Genomic DNA, 18,856 nt, shown 5'->3' with positions numbered 1-18,856 from the left:
ATTCACTTTATTAAATAAAAGAAAATATATAACTATTAATATTAGTACTTTTGCAATATGATAAATATAGGAGAATTTAATACGTTAGAAATACTTAGAGATACCGAACCAGGTATGTTTTTGGGAGATGAAGAAGGTAATGAAGTGTTATTACCTAATCGTTATGTTGAAGACGTTTTTAAAGTTGGTGATGACGTAGAAGTGTTTATTTATTTAGACAATAACGAACGTATGGTTGCAGTTACAGACGAACCATATATTACTAAAGGAGAATTTGCTGTTTTAAGATGTAATGCAGTAAATGATTTTGGCGCTTTTCTTGATTGGGGAATGGTAAAAGAATTATTTTGCCCATTTAAAGAACAAGCTTTTCCTATGAAAAAAGGAGGTTGGTATTTAGTGCATTGCTATTTAGATGAAAAAAGCGAAAGATTAGTTGCCACAAGTAAAACTAATAGGTTTTTAAGTAACGAGCAACTAACCGTTAGTGAGTTTGAAGAGGTAGATTTAATAGTGTCGCATCCTAGTGATTTTGGTATGAATGTAATTGTAAATAATAAACATACTGGCTTAATTTTTAAAGATAATATCTTTCAAGAATTAAGTATTGGTGACCATATTAAAGGTATTGTTAAAAAAATACGTCCTGGTAATAAATTAGATATTACTTTAGGCCAAATAGGATATAGAAATATAGAACCTAACGCAAAAAAAATCTTAGAAGTATTAGAAGATAATTCGGGATTCTTACCATTGCACGATAAATCTTCACCAGAAGCAATTAAAGAAACTTTAGAAATGAGCAAAAAAAACTTTAAAAAAGCTATTGGTACACTTTATAAGCAAAAGCAAATTACTATAGAAAATGAAGGTATTCGTTTAGTTTAAATTTTCTCTTAAACTAAAAAAAGCTGTTTTGTTAGTTAAAACAAAAACAGCTTTCTACTAAAATAGATTTAAGGGTTACATATAGTAGTTATTATACAATTATTATAAATGTGTTGTCTTTTATAGTTTTTAATTAATACTTAATATAAAAACAATTAGTTTGTTGATTTTTAGTTGGTTATATTTTTTAACTGCTAACCATTTTTTTTAATAAAATAACAGTTTTTGCTAGTTTAGTTTAGGAAATTTTATGCACTCAAATTTTTTAAATTCTTTGATTTCCATAAAAAAACATCATTTAAATTATCTGTAACGTAATATGGTTTTTTAATAAAATGTTTTTCTATTTGGGTATTCATTTCATCAAAATAATTATTATAAATAATAGCAACAAAAGATTCAACATTTTCTAAAGATTTGCAGTAGTTAGCAAAATCTATTGGAGATACCGAGTATTTATTAATTCTATTAGAAACGTGACTAAAAGGTTTCCCTTTATAAAAAGAATTAGTAATTTTTAGTAACTTTTGAGTATTAGATAAATCTAAATGAGCACCTTCATTAACTTCTGAGACTGCCATGTTTTCAAAAAAATAAAAATTGCCAATATCAAGATGATGGGTTTCAACCACTTTTTTATAATAAGGAGAGTCGGTTATTTTCATTTTAAAGAAATTTATAGATTAATAACAATACAAATGTATTTTTAAGCTTTAAAATTCTACTTTTTTAATAATTATTAATCACCATTAAGGTTTAAGTGTAATTTTATAACGTTTAAAAACAATAAAAGAAAGTTTTTTCTTACGTAAATTTCAATTTATTTATAAGATTTTAAATTATAGTATTGATATTCAAAAAGTTATATTTGTTAATTAATTATGTAATTAAACGAGTGCTTAGACTACGTAAAATTATGTATTTTTAAAAAATTTTGAATAATACATATTATGAGTGAAATAAAATGGGTTAAAGCCAAAGACTACGAAGATATAACATACAATAAAAGTAATGGTGTTGCTAGAATTGCCTTTAATAGACCAAATGTAAGAAACGCATTTAGACCAAAAACAACAAAAGAATTGTATGATGCGTTTTACGATGCTCAAGAAGATACAAATATTGGTGTTGTTTTATTATCTGCAGAAGGTCCATCTACTAAAGATGGAATTTACTCTTTTTGTTCTGGAGGAGACCAAAAAGCTCGTGGACATCAAGGTTATGTAGGAGAAGATGGTTACCATAGATTAAATATTTTAGAAGTACAGCGTCTTATTCGCTTTATGCCTAAAGCAGTAATTGCTGTTGTACCAGGTTGGGCAGTTGGTGGCGGACATAGTTTACATGTGGTTTGCGATTTAACTTTAGCGAGTAAAGAGCATGCTATATTTAAACAAACAGATGCAGATGTAACAAGTTTTGATGGAGGTTATGGGTCTGCATATTTGGCTAAAATGGTAGGTCAAAAAAAGGCTAGAGAAATTTTCTTTTTAGGCCGAAATTATTCTGCACAAGAAGCATACGAAATGGGTATGGTTAATGCTGTTATTCCTCACGAAGAATTAGAAACTACAGCCTACCAATGGGCTCAAGAAATTTTAGCAAAATCTCCAACATCTATAAAAATGCTTAAATTCGCAATGAATTTAACAGATGATGGAATGGTTGGACAACAAGTATTTGCTGGAGAAGCAACACGTTTAGCATACATGACAGATGAGGCTAAAGAAGGTAGAGATGCTTTTCTAGAAAAAAGAAAGCCTAATTTCCCAAAACAGTGGATTCCATAAAATATATTAATGAAGAATATTACAAATTGGTTATCTGCAATTAGGTTAAGAACATTGCCACTTTCTCTTGCAGGTATCATTGTTGCAGGATGTCTAGCAGAATATAATGGTTTTTTTAGTTGGCAAATATTTTTATTAGCAATTGCTACAACTATCAGTTTTCAAATATTATCCAATTTAGCAAACGATTATGGTGATGCAGAAAAAGGAACAGATAATGAAGATAGAATAGGACCAGAGCGTGCAATACAAAGTGGCAATATTTCTCCTAAAAAAATGCTTCATGCTATACAAATAAACATCTTAATTAGTATAGGCCTTACAGTGGGACTAATAATCTCTGCTTTTGGCTCAAAACACTTATTGCTAGCAATATTGTTTCTTGGTATAGCTGTATTTGCTTTAAGATCTGCAATTAAATATACAATGGGTAGTAAAGCTTATGGTTATAGAGGATTAGGAGATGTTTATGTATTTTTATTTTTTGGAATTGTTAGTGTATTAGGATGTTATATATTATTTGCAAAACAAATAGATCATGTTACATTTTTACCAGCAATTTCTATAGGTTTATTTAGTGCAGGTGTTTTAAATTTAAACAATATGAGGGATATTGAAAGCGATTTAAAGAGTAATAAAATAACCACAGCTGTTAAATTAGGAAAAATTAAAGCTAAAAAATATCATAATTTTTTAATAATTACAGCTATTGTAACTTCATTTATATTTGGAATATTATATTATGTTTCAGTATTTAACTTAATCTTTTTTGTTGCATATATTCCATTAATACTACATTTAAAAAGAGTTAATAATATTACTAATTTAAAAGATTTTGATCCTGAATTAAAAAAATTGGCATTATCAACAGTGCTTTTTGCTTTATTATTAGGTATCGGACATTTATTGTAAAACATTTACTTTATATATTAAATACCATTAGTTATAATGGCGTATATTAATGTATAAATTAAATAATAGCTTTATTTTTCTAATTATTAAAAGTAAATGAAGGCAACCTATCAAAAATATATTCTCAATTTTAAACAGCCTAGCGGTACATCTAGAGGTATTTTAAAAACTAAAGAAACATGGTTTTTAATTATTGAAGACAAAAATAATTATGGCATTGGCGAATGTGGTATTTTAAGAGGATTGTCTGTAGATGACAGACCAGATTACGAAGATCAACTTAAGTATACTTGTAAAAACATAGATAAAGGATTAATGTTTTTATTAGATAAAAATATTGAATTTCCAAGTATACAAATTGGTTTAGAAATGGCTTTTAAATCTTATAATGCTGAAGATAATTTTAACTTATTTCCATCTAAATTTACAAAAAATGAAGCATCAATCCCTATAAATGGACTCATTTGGATGGGTGATGAAGCTTTCATGAAACAACAAATTCAAGATAAAATTAAGGCCGGTTTTAAATGCATAAAGCTTAAAATTGGTGCAATAGATTTTGAGACAGAGTTAGGTTTATTAAAAGGAATAAGAAATCATTTTAGTGAAACTGATATAGAATTACGTGTCGATGCTAATGGAGCTTTTAGTCCAGAACATGCTTTAGAAAAATTAAAGAAACTTAGTGAATTTAAACTACATTCTATAGAGCAACCTATTAAGCCAAAACAATACCAAGAAATGGCTAAATTATGCGAGGAAACTCCATTACCAATAGCGCTAGACGAAGAATTAATAGGCGTATTTTCAACAAATAAAAAGCACACATTATTACAAACAATTAAACCACAATATATTATTTTAAAACCTAGCTTTATAGGTGGTTTTTCAGGTAGCGATGAGTGGATAAGTATCGCAGAAAAACAAAATATAGGTTGGTGGATAACAAGTGCTTTAGAGAGCAATGTTGGTTTAAGCGCAATTGCCCAATACACATATTTAAAGCAAAATAAAATGCCTCAAGGTTTAGGCACTGGAAGTTTATTTACTAACAACTTTCAATCACCTCTAAATGTAACTAATGGTACTTTAGAATACAATAATAGTAATAATAATAAATGGAATTTTAAGTTATAAAAATGAATTATATACAACAAGTTTTTAAAGTTAAACATGATTTTTGGAGATATATAGTAGGATCTATAATTGTTATAATAGCTTCAGGTATTGGTCAAATTCCTTTTACATTAGCTGCACTATTTAAAGCAATGAAAAGCGGTGGTTCTGTTTTTGAAATGTCAGAATCAGATTTAATGACAATTTTAGAACCAAACCTAAATTTATTTTTATTGTTACTTTCTTTTGGGTTTGCTTTGGTAGCATTATTTATTGTTGTTAAATATTTACACCAACAAACTATTAAAGAGTTAACTACAGCTAGAAAAAAAATAGATTTTATACGCATTTTGTTTGCCTTTTTCTTTTGGGGTATTATATCGTCTGGAATGGTTTTATTAGACTATTATGCAGCACCCGAAGATTATGTTTGGAATTTTGAATTAAAACGTTTTTTAATTTTAGCAGTAATTGCAATACTTTTTATACCTATCCAAACAAGTACAGAAGAATATGTTTTTAGAGGATATTTAATGCAAGGTTTTGGAGCTTTGGCTAAAAACAGGTGGTTTCCATTAGTATTAACTTCTTTAATATTTGGTGGTATGCATGTTTTTAATCCCGAAGTAAGTAAGTTAGGTTACACTGTAATGGTATATTATATTGGTACCGGTTTTTTTTTAGGAATTATTACACTTATGGACGAAGGTATGGAGCTAGCATTAGGTTTTCATGCAGCAAATAATTTATTTGGAGCATTATTAGTTTCGGCAGATTGGACAGTATTACAAACACATTCTATACTTAAAGATGTATCAGATCCAGGAATTGGGTTTTATGATATTGTTTTACCAGTATTTATAATTTTTCCAATCTTCATTCTAATTTTTGCTAAAGTTTATAAATGGAAAAACTGGAACCAAAAACTATTTGGTAAAATAGAAGAACCTGTTAAAGAAAACTATAAAATTTTAGACTAAATTGATTCCACACTATAGTAAAATACATAGTAATTTTAAGTTCAATGGAAAAAAATATACTTCTAATGAGCTTAAAGAACTTAGTGAAACCTTAATAAATTCGGATAAAGAATTTAAAAATCATATAGGAATTTTTTTAAAAGATTGGCTTAACGATAAGGAGAGTATAAATTTAAAAACTTCAGGATCTACAGGTAAACCTAAAACAATTACTTTTAGCAAACAAAGAATGATTAATTCTGCTTTTGCAACAAAATCTTTTTTTAAATTACAACCAGGAGACAAGGCTTTATTATGCTTGCCAGCACATTATATTGCAGGTAAAATGATGTTAGTTCGTGCTATGCTCACTGGTTTAGAGTTAGATTGTATAGAACCTAAAATAAAATTAAAAATAAATCAATCTAATACATACCATTTTTCTGCTATGGTACCTTTACAGTTAAAAGCAAATTTAGATATTGTTTCCAATATAAAAACGCTAATAATTGGTGGAGCAAAGGTTTCAGAAAATTTAATATTTAAAATACAAGATTTAAAAACTACTGTTTTCGAAACTTATGGTATGACTGAGACTGTTTCGCATATTGCAGTTAAGCAACTTAACAATTTCTTACCTAATATTCCTCAAAGTAAAGCATTTAAAGCATTACCATCTATTACACTAACTACTACTAATAATAATTGCTTAATAATTAACGCACCACTTTTATCAGACTCTGAAATTGTAACAAACGATGTTGTTAAATTACATTCTAACAAAACTTTTGAGTGGTTAGGTAGAGCAGATAATATTATAAATTCTGGTGGAGTTAAAGTGTTTCCTGAGCAGGTAGAAAACAAGTTAAGTAATAAAATTAACAGACGCTTTTTTATAGCTTCAGAAAAAGACGATATTCTAGGAGAACGTGTAATTATTGTTGTTGAAGGAGAAGAGATTGTTTTTAAAGATACTATGTTTAACGATTTAGAAAATTATTCTAAACCCAAAAAAATCTATTTTATAAATAAGTTTTTAGAAACTTCTTCAGGTAAAATTCAACGTAAAAAAACATTACAGTTATTAAAAAGTAGCTTCAAATTGTAACAATCTAATTAAAGGTTGGACTAATGTATAAAAATTAATAATTATGAATTTTATAAAACGTGTATTCTCTACAGTAATTGGAATTTTTGTATTTCTATTTATCTGTTTTGGTTTTCTAATAATTATAGGAATGCTTTTTGGCTCATCTTCAAAAGAGGCTGTGGTTGTTAAAGACAATTCTATTTTAGAGCTTAAACTCGATTTTCCAATAAAAGATTATGCAGCAAAAACAACTTTTAAAGAATATCCATTTTTAGATACAGACGAAAAAAATGGCCTTTTCGATTTAATTTATGCCATAGATTATGCCGCTACAGATAATAAAATTAAAGGAATCTCTATAGATAATAATTTTATTATGGCTGGTGTTTCGCAAACAAAAGCGTTAAGAGATGCTCTTGTAAGATTTAAAGAATCTGGAAAATTTATAATGTCTTATGGAGATATTTATTCTCAAAAAGATTACTATTTAAATTCTGTAGCAGATACGTTATTTTTAAATCCTGTTGGTTTAATTGAGTTTAAAGGATTATCTACAGAGCGTTTATATTTTAAAGACTTTCAAGAAAAATCTGGAATAAAAATGGAAGTTGTAAGATTAGGCAAATATAAAAGTGCTGTCGAGCCGTATCTTGAAAATGAAATGAGCGACAATAATCGCGAACAAATAAGTGCCTATTTAAATGGTATCTGGACCGAAATAAAAAAAGACATCTCAATTAGCAGAAATATTTCTACAGAAACCCTAAACACTATCGCAGAAAATTTAGAGTCAAGAACACCAGAACTAGCCTTAAAATCTGGGTTAATAGATAAAATTGCATATCACGACGAATATTTAAACAGCATTAAAAATAATATAGGAATAAATAATAATGATGAGTTAAATACTGTAGAAATTGAAGATTATGCTAGTTATGCAGCCAATAAAAAACCATATTCAATAAAAAATAAAATAGCAGTAATTTATACTGAAGGTCAAATTTTTTATGGTGAAGGAGACGAAACCTATGTGGGACAGGGTGCTGTAAATAAAGCGTTAGAAGAAGCACGAAATAACGATAAAATTAAAGCTATTGTTTTAAGAGTAAACTCTCCAGGAGGAAGTGCTTTAGCCAGCGAACTTATATGGAGAGAGGTAGACCTAACAAAAAAAGTAAAACCAGTTATAGTTTCTATGGGAGATGTTGCTGCTTCTGGAGGTTACTATATAGCGTGTAATGCAAATAAAATATTTGCAGAACCTACAACAATAACTGGAAGTATAGGTGTATTTGGAACCTTGCCAAATGTTAAAGGCTTAGCAGATAAATGGGGAATTAATGCAGAACAAGTAGTTACAAATAAAAACGCAGTTACTTACAGCTTTTTCGAACCTATGGACGATGGACAACGTGCTTTTATTAAAGAGAGTATAAGTTCTGTTTACGATTTGTTTACAAATAGAGTAGCACAAGGTCGTGGCATGACTCAAGAAGCCGTACATAATATTGCTCAAGGTCGTGTTTGGACAGGAGTAGATGCAGTTACTAATGGTTTGGTTGACGAATTAGGAGGTTTAGACGAAGCTATAAAATATGCTGCAGAGCTTGTTGAAATAGAAGATTACATGACCACCGAATATCCGATATTTGAAAAAGATTTAGACAAAATGCTACAAGGTTTTGGCTTAATACAATCTAAAGAAGATTTAATAAAAGAAGAATTAGGTGACGAAAATTATAAAATTCTCCAAGAAGTAAAAGCAATGACTAAGCAAAAAGGAATACAGCTTATGTTTCCATTTGCTACAGAAATTAAATAGAATTATTATATAATTTATTACATAAAAAGGCTGGGTGTTTTTCTCAGCCTTTTTTGTTTTTAGAGTTCACTCACTCAAAAGCACTGTTTACTCATTCTACATTTTATAACATAGATTTTGGTTATAGTTTTATACTAAACTTAAAAACCAAAAATATGAAAAATGTATTACTCTTATTATTTGTAGCTTTTACTTCAATACAAATACAAGCTCAACAAAAAAAAATTACAGGAACAATTATAGATAGAGATAGTTTGCCATTACCTGGTGTTAATATTTTAGTTAAAGAAACAATTAATAGCACAATAACAGATTTTAATGGTAATTATACAATTAGTGCTCAAGTTGGAGATGTTATAGTATATAGTTATGTAGGTAATACAGTAGAAAAAACCGTTGGAGCAGAAAGTGTAATTAGCTTTACAATGCCAGAAAATGCTAAAGAAGAAGTTGTAGTGACCTTATTAGGCGTAAAGAAGAAACCTAATTTTAAAAAACTATCTACTAGAAGAAAAAATATAGGTAATACAAACACTAATGTTCGTACTATAAAATTTTCTAAACCAAGTAATCCTAACGTTGTACAGTCTTTATCTGGAAAAGTTTCAGGATTAAATATTAATACCACTAATAATGGAATCAATCAATCAACGCGTATTGTTTTAAGAGGCAATAGATCTGTTTCCGTAACAAACGAAGCCTTAATTGTTGTAGATGGAAAAATTACAACAGCAAAAGAACTGGCTAATATAAATCCAAAAAAAATAAAATCAACAAATGTTATTAAAGGAGCTGGAGGCAGCGCATTATATGGCTCTCAAGGCGCAAATGGTGTTATTATAGTACAAACTAAAAAAGGAAACTACAAGCTTTCTAAAGAAGAAAAAGCAGCTATTGCAAAAAAAACAAAATCTAAGTTAATAATTCCAGAAAAAGCTAAAGATGAATATGTAGAGATTGTAGAGAATAGTTTTCAAACTGTAAAAACCTCTCCGTTATCAACCTTTTCTATAGATGTAGATAAAGCGTCGTATAGTAATGTTAGACGTATGATTAATAATGGGCAAAAAGTATATCCAGATGCTGTTAAAATTGAAGAAATGGTTAATTATTTCGATTATAATTATCCTCAACCTAAAGATAATCATCCTTTTTCAATAAATACAGAACTAATTATCACACCATGGAATACACAAACAAAATTAGTTAAAATAGGCTTGCAAGGTAAAACATATAATAATGAAGAGCTTCCTCCATCTAACCTTACTTTTTTAATAGATGTTTCAGGCTCTATGAGTGCTCAAAATAAATTACCATTATTAAAATCTGCTTTTAAGTTATTGGTAAATCAACTTAGAGCAAAAGACAAAGTTTCTATAGTAGTGTATGCTGGAGCTGCAGGAGTTGTTTTAGAACCAACATCTGGAGACAATAAAAAGAAGATTTTAAAAGCTCTAAATAACTTGCAATCTGGAGGTTCTACTGCCGGTGGAAAAGGTATTAATCTTGCTTATAAATTAGCAGAGCAACATTTTAAAAAGAATGGTAATAATCGTGTAATACTTGCAACCGATGGCGATTTTAATGTAGGTGAATCTAGCGATAAAAGCATGAAAAAACTTATAGAAGAAAAACGCAAATCTGGAGTGTTTTTATCTGTTTTAGGTTTTGGATATGGTAATTATCAAGATTCTAAATTAGAAATTTTAGCAGATCAAGGTAACGGAAATCATGCATATATAGACACTATGCAAGAGGCTCAAAAAGTATTTGGAAAAGAATTTGGAGGCACACTATATACTATTGCTAAAGATGTGAAAATTCAAGTGGAATTTAATCCTAATATAGTACAAGCATATAGATTAATAGGTTACGAAAATAGATTGCTAGAAGATGAAGATTTTATAGATGACACAAAAGATGCCGGAGAACTAGGTAGTGGGCATACAGTTACAGCCTTATATGAAGTGATTCCTGTAGGAGTACAAAACGAATTTTTAAAAAATGTTTCAGATTTAAAATATACAAATACAGAAACTAATAATGATTTTTCAGATGAATTGCTAACTGTTAAGTTTAGGTATAAAAAGCCAGAAGGTAAAAAGAGTATAGAAATGGTGCATATTCAAAAAGATGAAATAAACGAACCATCTAAAGATTTAAAATTTGCATCTGCAGTTGCATTATTTGGCATGCAATTAAGAGCTTCCAGTTATTATAATAATACAAATAGTAAAGATGTTATTGCATTAGCAAAAAGTGGAAGAGGAGAAGACGAATATGGTTATAGAGCAGAGTTTATAAGGTTGGTAAAAACATTAAATAAATAATTGTAAAAGGTTTTAAATAAAAAAAGGAACGTAATTACGTTCCTTTTTTTATTATTTATAATATTAATTATACTTGTAAAACACCCATATTAAAAGGTTTTTCTATTGGTGCGTGGTTTGCAGCTTCAATTCCCATAGAAATCCAAGTTCTAGTATCTAAAGGATCTATTATTGCATCTGTCCATAAACGAGAAGCAGCATAATATGGTGATACTTGATTGTCGTATCTATCTTTTATTTTAGAAAATAATTTTTCTTCCTTTTCAGGAGTAATTTTTTCACCTTTTTTTAATAATGAAGCTTTCTCTATTTGAAGTAAAACTTTAGCAGCAGAATTTCCACTCATTACAGCTAACTCTGCACTAGGCCAAGCAACAATTAATCTTGGGTCGTAAGCTTTACCACACATAGCATAATTTCCTGCACCATAACTGTTACCAATAACTACAGTAAATTTTGGCACTACAGAGTTACTTACTGCATTTACCATTTTAGCACCATCTTTTATAATACCTCCATGCTCACTCTTACTACCAACCATAAATCCAGTAACATCTTGTAAAAATACTAAAGGAATTTTCTTTTGGTTACAATTGGCAATAAAACGTGTAGCTTTATCTGCGCTGTCATTATAAATAACACCACCAAATTGCATTTCTCCTTTTTTAGTTTTTACTAATTTTCTTTGGTTTGCAACAATACCAACAGCCCAACCATCAATTCTCGCATAGGCAGTAATAATGGTTTGTCCGTAGCCTTTTTTATACTCATCGTACTCTCCATTATCTACCAATCTTGAAATTATGTCTAGCATATCATATTGGTCTGCACGAGATTTAGGTAGAATACCATAAATATCTTCAGGATTATCCTTAGGTTTTTTTGCATCTACACGATTAAATCCAGCTTTGTCATAATCTCCAATTTTATCAACCAATCGTTTTATGGTATCTAAAGCGTCTTTATCATCTTTTGCCTTATAATCTGTAACACCAGAAATTTCACAATGTGTTGTTGCGCCACCAAGTGTTTCGTTATCTATACTTTCTCCAATTGCAGCTTTAACAAGGTAACTTCCTGCTAGAAAAATACTACCAGTTTTATCTACAATTAAAGCTTCGTCACTCATAATTGGTAAATATGCTCCACCAGCTACACAACTTCCCATAACGGCTGCAATTTGAGTAATTCCCATACTACTCATTATAGCATTATTTCTAAAAATACGACCAAAATGTTCTTTATCTGGGAAAATTTCATCTTGCAATGGTAAATACACTCCAGCACTATCTACTAAATAAATAATAGGCAATTTATTTTCTATAGCAATTTCTTGTGCACGTAAGTTCTTTTTTCCTGTAATAGGAAACCAAGCTCCAGCTTTAACTGTAGCGTCATTTGCTACAACAATACACTGTTTGCCACTTACATAACCCATTTTTACAACAACACCACCAGACGGACATCCGCCATGCTCTTCGTACATGCCATCTCCAACAAAAGCACCTATTTCAATACTTTTTCTATTTTTATCTAAAAGATAATCAATACGTTCTCTGGCAGTTAACTTTCCTTTTTCATGGTGTTTATCTATACGTTTTTGTCCGCCACCAAGTTTAACTTGAGCAAACTTACTGCGTAAATTAGATAATAAAAGTTTGTTATAATCTTCGTTTTTGTTGAAGTTGATATCCATTAAAATAATTTTTAAGCTAAAATACAAAGTTTAATTTCAATTTAGAAAAGATAAATTAGTTAATCATTTATTAAATTCCTATGAAATATATTCTATGGAAACTATTTTTTTTATATTTGATTTAAAATAAACATTTATTATGAAAAATATTTTAGTTTTCGCAGGAAGTAACAGTAAAGCATCAATTAACAAGCAATTAGCAGTTTTTGCAGCTTCTTTAATTAAAGATGTTAAATTAAATATAGTAGATCTTAACGATTTTAATTTGCCATTATATGGTGTGGATTTAGAAAATGAAAAAGGTATCCCAAAAGAAGTAAATCTATTTTTAGAACATATAAAAGCTTCAGATGGTATTATTATTTCTTTAGCCGAGCATAATGGAGCTTACTCTTCTGCATTTAAAAATCTTTTTGATTGGTTATCTCGAGCTGAGCAAAAAAACTGGTATAATAAGCCTATGTTATTAATGGCTACTTCACCAGGAGCAAGAGGTGGACAATCTGTATTAGAAATCGCTAAGGATAGATTTCCAAGACACGATGCAAATATTGTTGCTACTTTTTCATTGCCTTCATTTTTTAATAATTTTTCAGATAAAGGTATTCAAGATAATGCTTTAAATAAAGCGCTAAATCAAGCTGTTGAAACATTTAAAAATAATATATAAATGGGAGACCTTTCAAAAGATATAAAATCTAATTTTCCATCAAACGATTTAAAAGCTTACATAAATATATTATTTACCGCAAATTGGATTTATAGTAAAGAATTAGAAATTTTAAAACCATTTAATATTTCGCCACAACAATACAATATTTTAAGAATATTACGTGGAGCGAAAACAGAGTTAACGGTACAAACTGTAAAAAACAGAATGATACAACGTGCTCCAAATGTTACAAGATTAATGGATAAATTGTGTGCTAAAAAGCTTATAAATAGAATTCCTAGTAAAGTAGATAGAAGAATAGTAAATATTATTATTACAGAGGATGGTTTAAATTTATTATCTAAAATAGACGATAAATGGGAACCAAAATTTTTAAAAAATTTAAACGACGAAGAAGCAGAGCAACTTAGTTATTTATTAGATAAAATAAGGTAATTATATAAACATTTAAATATGAAATTAGTATTACACAAAGCAGATTCAAGAGGTTTTGCAAACCATGGTTGGTTACAGGCAAATTACTCTTTTAGTTTTGCTAATTATTACAACGAAAACAAAATGCATTTTGGTGCACTAAGAGTTTTAAATGACGATGTTATAGCTCCTAAAATGGGATTTGGTATGCATCCACATAACAATATGGAAATTATATCTATTCCATTAAAAGGGATTCTTAAGCATAAAGATAATATGCATAAACAATGGCAAGAAGTTAGAACAGGAGAGGTACAAATAATGTCTGCAGGAATAGGAGTAGAGCATTCTGAAATTAATGGCTCTTTAGATGAGCATTTAAATTTATTCCAAATATGGATTATACCAAATAAAGAAAATGTAACACCAAGATACGATCAAAAACTTTTTAACGAAAACGAAAGAAAAAATAAATTGCAAACCTTAGTATCTTCTATAGATGAAGACAAAAGTGACAGTCTAAAAATTCATCAAGATGCTAGAATATCTCGAATAAACCTTAACGAGAAAAATAGTTTTACTTACACTATAAAAAGTAAAAACCATGGTGTTTATGTAATGAATATTTATGGAGAGTTTATATTAGATTCTAAAACTCTTAAAACTAGAGATGCTATTGAAGTTTCAGAAACAAATAGTTTTGAAATAACAGCAAAAGCAACATCCGAAATTCTTTTTATTGAGGTTCCACTAAATTTTTAAACTAAAATTATTTTCTTTTTCTAATAAGTATTATCACCAAGGCTAATAAAATTCCTATGCCTGCCATAGCTGCTCCAACCCAATCTGCAGAAGTATAACCTAATCCCATGGCAATTGGTATTCCGGCAAAGTAAGCTCCACTAGCATTACCAATATTAAAGGCACTTTGGTTTAAAGAGGAGCCTAAAGTTTCAGAACCTTTAGAGGCTTTTATTATTAATAATTGTATTGGTGTAGAAATAGAAAAAGAAACAATACCTATTATAAAGGTCATTAATAAAACAAACACCTTATCAGAAGCTAAATAAGTATTAATAATTAAACTAATAGCCATAATAATAAGCACTAATGTTACGGCATATATTGGAGAAAATTTCTCAGCTAATTTTGCACCAACAAAATTGCCTATTACCATACCTAACCCAGCTAATACCATAGCATAAGTTACCATACTACTTGGATGTCCCGCAACTTCGGTTATTAAAGGCGCGATATAGCTATACCAAGCAAAAAAACCACCAGTGCCAATAGTGGTTAGTATTATAATTAACCAAAGTTCTAATCGTTTAAATATTTTAAATTCACTTAAAAAACTATTTTCCGAAGATTGTTTTAATAAAGGCATCCATAATTTTACACCTAAAACGGCTAATATACCAACAGCACCAACCATTAAAAAGGAAATACTCCAATTAAAATGTTTTCCTAAATATGTTACTAAAGGAACACCTAATAAATTAGCAAAAGTTAAACCGCTAAACATTATAGCTATACCTTGTGCTTCCTTTCCTGGTTTAGATAATTTGCCTGCAACTACAGCTCCAATACCAAAAAAAGCACCATGAGGTAAACCCGATAAAAACCTTAAAACTATAAATGAATTGTAACTATTTGCAAAAGCAGAAAGTGTATTGAATACTGTAAACCAAACCATTAACCCTAATAAAACCTTATTAGCAGAAAATCTGCTTCCCAAACCAGTAAGTATAGGAGCTCCAACTACAACACCTAAAGCATAAGCAGATATAAAATGTCCAGCCACAGGAATACTAACGCTAAAAGCATTTGCAACATCAGGTAATATGCCCATAATTACAAATTCTGTAAGTCCAATCCCAAAACCTCCAATAGCGAGTGATAGTAATGCTCGATTCATTAACAAAGTATATTATAAAAAAGATAACAAAAATAGATGCTATAATATGTTTATTGGCAATTTTAAGTACTAATAAAAAGTTAATTGAAAAATCTTTATAATTTAAGCGCATATTTTACTGTATTTATAATATAAGAACTTTGTTTTGCTATTGCACTTAAAAAAAACACATATACTTAAGAGGTTTTTTTTTCTAAAAAAGCGATATTTGTAATTCGCTTAAAAAAATAAAAAATTATGGCAATGAATAAAAATACAGTATTAGCTTGGGCAACAATGCTAATGATTGTTATGGGAATAGTTCTAATATTAATGGGAGCCTATAAATACGATGATGTAGCTGGTTGGGGATTTGCAACTGTAGGAATAGGTTTTTTTGCAATTGCTTGGGTATTTAATGCTTTAAAAGGAAGAGTATAATCTTTTTGTAATAAATAATAATACACGTAAAATAAAAATATGTCTGACGATAAAAAAATAATATTTTCAATGTCTGGTTTAACCAAGACATTTAAAAGCTCTAACACACCTGTTTTAAAAAACATCTATTTAAGTTTTTTCTATGGAGCTAAAATTGGAATTCTTGGTCTTAACGGTTCTGGTAAATCTACGTTATTAAAAATAATAGCAGGAGTAGATAAAAATTATCAAGGAGATGTTGTCTTTTCACAAGACTACTCTGTTGGTTATTTAGAACAAGAACCTAAGTTAGACGAAGATAAAACGGTAATGGAAGTTGTTAAAGAAGGTGCAGCCGAAACAGTTGCTATTCTTGATGAGTATAATTCTATTAACGATCAATTTGGTTTAGAAGAAGTTTATAGCAATCCAGATAAAATGGAAAAGCTAATGGCAAGGCAAGCTGTATTACAAGATGAAATTGATGCAGCCAATGCTTGGGAGTTAGATACAAAGTTAGAAATCGCAATGGATGCATTAAGAACACCAGATGGCGATAAAAAAATATCTGTGTTATCAGGAGGAGAAAGACGTCGTGTTGCATTATGTAGATTATTATTACAAGAACCAGATGTTTTATTACTAGATGAGCCTACTAACCACTTAGATGCAGAATCTGTACATTGGTTAGAGCACCATTTAGCACAATATAAAGGAACTGTAATTGCAGTAACACATGATAGATACTTTTTAGATAATGTTGCAGGTTGGATTTTAGAGCTTGATAGAGGAGAAGGAATCCCATGGAAAGGTAATTACTCTTCATGGTTAGACCAAAAATCTAAACGATTAGCTCAAGAAAGTAAATCGGCTTCTAAAAGACAAAAAACATTAGAGCGTGAGTTAGAATGGGTTAAACAAGGTGCAAAAGGAAGACAAACAAAACAAAAAGCACGTTTAAAAAATTACGATAAGTTAATGAGTCAAGACCAAAAACAACTTGACGAAAAACTTGAAATCTATATCCCTAATGGGCCACGTTTAGGAACTAATGTTATAGAAGCTAAAAACGTAGCCAAAGCTTACGACGATAAATTATTATACGACGATTTAAACTTTAATTTACCTCAAGCAGGAATTGTTGGTATTATTGGTCCAAATGGAGCCGGTAAAACTACTATTTTTAGAATGATAATGGGTGAAGAAACACCAGATAAAGGAGAGTTTAAGGTAGGAGAAACAGCTAAAATTGCTTATGTAGACCAAAAACATTCTAATATAGATCCAAGTAAAACAATTTGGCAAAATTTTAGTGATGAGCAAGAACTTATAATGATGGGAGGTAAGCAAGTAAATTCTCGTGCTTACTTAAGTCGCTTTAATTTTTCTGGAGGAGAGCAAAACAAAAAAGTAGAGTTACTTTCTGGAGGTGAGCGTAACCGTTTACATTTAGCAATGACTCTTAAAGAAGAAGGAAACGTATTGTTGTTAGATGAGCCAACAAACGATTTAGATGTAAATACTTTAAGAGCATTAGAAGAAGGTTTAGAAAACTTTGCTGGTTGTGCAGTAGTAATTAGTCACGACCGTTGGTTTTTAGATAGAATATGTACTCACATTTTAGCTTTTGAAGGCGATAGTCAAGTTTATTTCTTTGAAGGTGGATTTAGTGAATATGAAGAAAATAAAAAGAAACGTCTTGGTGGAGATTTAATGCCAAAGCGTATTAAGTATAAAAAACTTATTAGATAATAATAAGTATATTAAAGCATAAAAAAAGCAGTCATTTAGACTGCTTTTTTTATGAATATAATAATATTTTATTCGTATAAATGACCATTAGTAAAATCGTCATACTCTGGTTTAGCACTTGTATTTTGCCTATTTAGCATTTCTTCTAATTTCTTATCTTGTTCTTTTAGTAATGTCTCTTCTTTTTTTAATTTTATCCTTTGCAATATATAAGGAATCATAACTAATACTAAAACACCAATAATTAAAAGTGTTGAGATTGTTTCTATAGCTAGGGCAGGCATATATTAAAATTATTTAGGTGTAAATATATTAATTTTCTTTGGTATTTGGGTACCAATTTAATTGTACAACCTCAATACTCTTAGTCTTATTATTAACTATAGATTTAAATTTTTCAACATCGCTATAGCCTTCAGTACCGCGAAAATGGTATGGATAAACTTGTTTTGGTTTAAAACTTAAAACAGCATCTGCAGCGCTTTCAACAGTCATTGTATAAGGTAAATTCATACAAATAAATGCTTTGTCAATATTCTCTAGTGTACGCATTTCTGTAATATCTTCAGTATCACCAGAAATATAAACACGTTCTTTTCCAAATGTTAATACATAACCATTTCCTCTGCCTTTAGGATGAAAATGTAAAGCTTCTTCACGTAAATTATACATTGGTATTGCCTCAACGCTAAATGTTTTAAAGTCTTCTTTAGCACCATTAATCATTGTAGAAGTTATACTTCTTATATTTTCAGGAAGTAATTCATAAACAGCTTCTGGAGCAATAATTTTAGTGTTAGATAAATCTAAAGCCTCAATAGTATTTAAATGTAAATGATCGCTATGTATATCAGTAATTAAAATATAATCTGGTTTAGAAAATTTTTCAAAAACTTCTTTGCCACCAGTTGGATCAACATATATTGTTTTTCCACCATAATTTAAAACCATTGTAGCATGCTCAATAGGTGTTATTTTTAATTCAGCAATTTCTTTTTCAGGAGTTTCAATTTCTATAGTTTCTTTTTTATCACTTTTACACGCAGTTAAACTAATAGCTAAAGCAAGAATTAGATAGTATTTTATTTTCATAGTTT

General features: G+C 29.3%; 18 protein-coding genes. 13 read left to right on the top strand and 5 right to left on the bottom strand.

Annotated features, from left to right (window positions below; all coding sequences use genetic code 11):
* Window positions 1-57 precede the first annotated feature (57 nt).
* The gene (locus BWR22_RS08905; RefSeq protein ID WP_076733338.1) at window positions 58-888 is read left to right on the top strand and encodes a CvfB family protein; all 831 of its coding nucleotides are present in this window, start codon (window positions 58-60) and stop codon (window positions 886-888) included.
* Window positions 889-1,136: 248 nt separating this feature from the next.
* Here the strand turns inward: BWR22_RS08905 and BWR22_RS08900 are convergent, their stop codons facing one another.
* Window positions 1,137-1,553: a hypothetical protein gene (locus tag BWR22_RS08900; protein ID WP_076733337.1), complete on the bottom strand. Its 417-nt coding sequence runs from the start codon at window positions 1,551-1,553 to the stop codon at window positions 1,137-1,139.
* Between the two features lie 285 nt (window positions 1,554-1,838).
* Here BWR22_RS08900 and BWR22_RS08895 point away from each other — a divergent pair, with 285 nt between their 5' ends.
* From BWR22_RS08895 to BWR22_RS08865, 7 genes are all read left to right on the top strand, one after another.
* Window positions 1,839-2,678 carry a 1,4-dihydroxy-2-naphthoyl-CoA synthase gene (locus BWR22_RS08895; protein WP_076733336.1) on the top strand — a complete coding sequence of 280 codons (840 nt, stop codon included), beginning with the start codon at window positions 1,839-1,841 and terminating at the stop codon, window positions 2,676-2,678.
* Between the two features lie 9 nt (window positions 2,679-2,687).
* Window positions 2,688-3,590, top strand: coding sequence for a 1,4-dihydroxy-2-naphthoate octaprenyltransferase (gene menA / locus BWR22_RS08890; protein ID WP_076733335.1), 903 nt, complete (start codon window positions 2,688-2,690; stop codon window positions 3,588-3,590).
* 96 nt (window positions 3,591-3,686) lie between these two features.
* Window positions 3,687-4,727 (top strand): o-succinylbenzoate synthase, encoded by a 1,041-nt coding sequence (locus BWR22_RS08885; RefSeq protein WP_076733334.1) that lies wholly within the window; start codon window positions 3,687-3,689, stop codon window positions 4,725-4,727.
* A 2-nt stretch (window positions 4,728-4,729) separates the two neighbouring features.
* On the top strand, window positions 4,730-5,686 hold the full coding sequence (locus BWR22_RS08880) for a CPBP family intramembrane glutamic endopeptidase (protein ID WP_076733333.1): 957 nt from the start codon (window positions 4,730-4,732) through the stop codon (window positions 5,684-5,686).
* Window position 5,687: 1 nt separating this feature from the next.
* Window positions 5,688-6,773, top strand: coding sequence for an AMP-binding protein (locus BWR22_RS08875; protein WP_076733332.1), 1,086 nt, complete (start codon window positions 5,688-5,690; stop codon window positions 6,771-6,773).
* 43 nt (window positions 6,774-6,816) lie between these two features.
* Entirely contained in the window at window positions 6,817-8,577 is a 1,761-nt protein-coding gene (gene sppA / locus BWR22_RS08870) for a signal peptide peptidase SppA (RefSeq protein ID WP_076733331.1), read from the top strand.
* A gap of 155 nt (window positions 8,578-8,732) precedes the next feature.
* A complete protein-coding gene (locus tag BWR22_RS08865; protein ID WP_076734399.1) occupies window positions 8,733-10,907 on the top strand; it encodes a VWA domain-containing protein in 2,175 nt (724 codons plus the stop codon).
* 67 nt (window positions 10,908-10,974) lie between these two features.
* Here BWR22_RS08865 and BWR22_RS08860 read toward each other — a convergent pair whose 3' ends face one another.
* Window positions 10,975-12,603, bottom strand: a complete 1,629-nt coding sequence (locus BWR22_RS08860) for an acyl-CoA carboxylase subunit beta (protein WP_076733330.1) — start codon at window positions 12,601-12,603, stop codon at window positions 10,975-10,977.
* 139 nt (window positions 12,604-12,742) lie between these two features.
* On the opposite strand from BWR22_RS08860, the gene BWR22_RS14360 reads away from it, so the two are divergent.
* The 3 genes from BWR22_RS14360 to BWR22_RS08845 are packed head-to-tail and all read left to right on the top strand — an operon-like array spanning window position 12,743 to window position 14,452.
* On the top strand, window positions 12,743-13,273 hold the full coding sequence (locus BWR22_RS14360; RefSeq protein WP_076733329.1) for an NADPH-dependent FMN reductase: 531 nt from the start codon (window positions 12,743-12,745) through the stop codon (window positions 13,271-13,273).
* Complete coding sequence (locus tag BWR22_RS14355) at window positions 13,274-13,711, top strand: MarR family winged helix-turn-helix transcriptional regulator (protein ID WP_076733328.1); 438 nt, start codon at window positions 13,274-13,276, stop codon at window positions 13,709-13,711.
* An 18-nt stretch (window positions 13,712-13,729) separates the two neighbouring features.
* A complete protein-coding gene (locus BWR22_RS08845; RefSeq protein ID WP_076733327.1) occupies window positions 13,730-14,452 on the top strand; it encodes a pirin family protein in 723 nt (240 codons plus the stop codon).
* Window positions 14,453-14,459: 7 nt separating this feature from the next.
* On the opposite strand, the gene BWR22_RS08840 is transcribed toward BWR22_RS08845, so the two are convergent.
* Entirely contained in the window at window positions 14,460-15,608 is a 1,149-nt protein-coding gene (locus tag BWR22_RS08840; protein WP_076733326.1) for an MFS transporter, read from the bottom strand.
* Window positions 15,609-15,845: 237 nt separating this feature from the next.
* Here BWR22_RS08840 and BWR22_RS08835 point away from each other — a divergent pair, with 237 nt between their 5' ends.
* The gene (locus tag BWR22_RS08835; RefSeq protein ID WP_076733325.1) at window positions 15,846-16,028 is read left to right on the top strand and encodes a CAL67264 family membrane protein; all 183 of its coding nucleotides are present in this window, start codon (window positions 15,846-15,848) and stop codon (window positions 16,026-16,028) included.
* A gap of 39 nt (window positions 16,029-16,067) precedes the next feature.
* A complete protein-coding gene (gene ettA / locus BWR22_RS08830; protein WP_076733324.1) occupies window positions 16,068-17,759 on the top strand; it encodes an energy-dependent translational throttle protein EttA in 1,692 nt (563 codons plus the stop codon).
* 68 nt (window positions 17,760-17,827) lie between these two features.
* Here the strand turns inward: ettA and BWR22_RS08825 are convergent, their stop codons facing one another.
* Both BWR22_RS08825 and BWR22_RS08820 read right to left on the bottom strand, forming a co-directional pair.
* Window positions 17,828-18,043 (bottom strand): hypothetical protein, encoded by a 216-nt coding sequence (locus BWR22_RS08825; protein ID WP_076733323.1) that lies wholly within the window; start codon window positions 18,041-18,043, stop codon window positions 17,828-17,830.
* Between the two features lie 28 nt (window positions 18,044-18,071).
* Window positions 18,072-18,851, bottom strand: a complete 780-nt coding sequence (locus tag BWR22_RS08820) for an MBL fold metallo-hydrolase (RefSeq protein WP_076733322.1) — start codon at window positions 18,849-18,851, stop codon at window positions 18,072-18,074.
* Window positions 18,852-18,856 lie beyond the last annotated feature (5 nt).

This window comes from Lacinutrix venerupis (assembly GCF_001971745.1).
Lineage (GTDB): Bacteria > Bacteroidota > Bacteroidia > Flavobacteriales > Flavobacteriaceae > Lacinutrix > Lacinutrix venerupis.
This window is presented reverse-complemented; position numbering and strand designations above follow the sequence as displayed.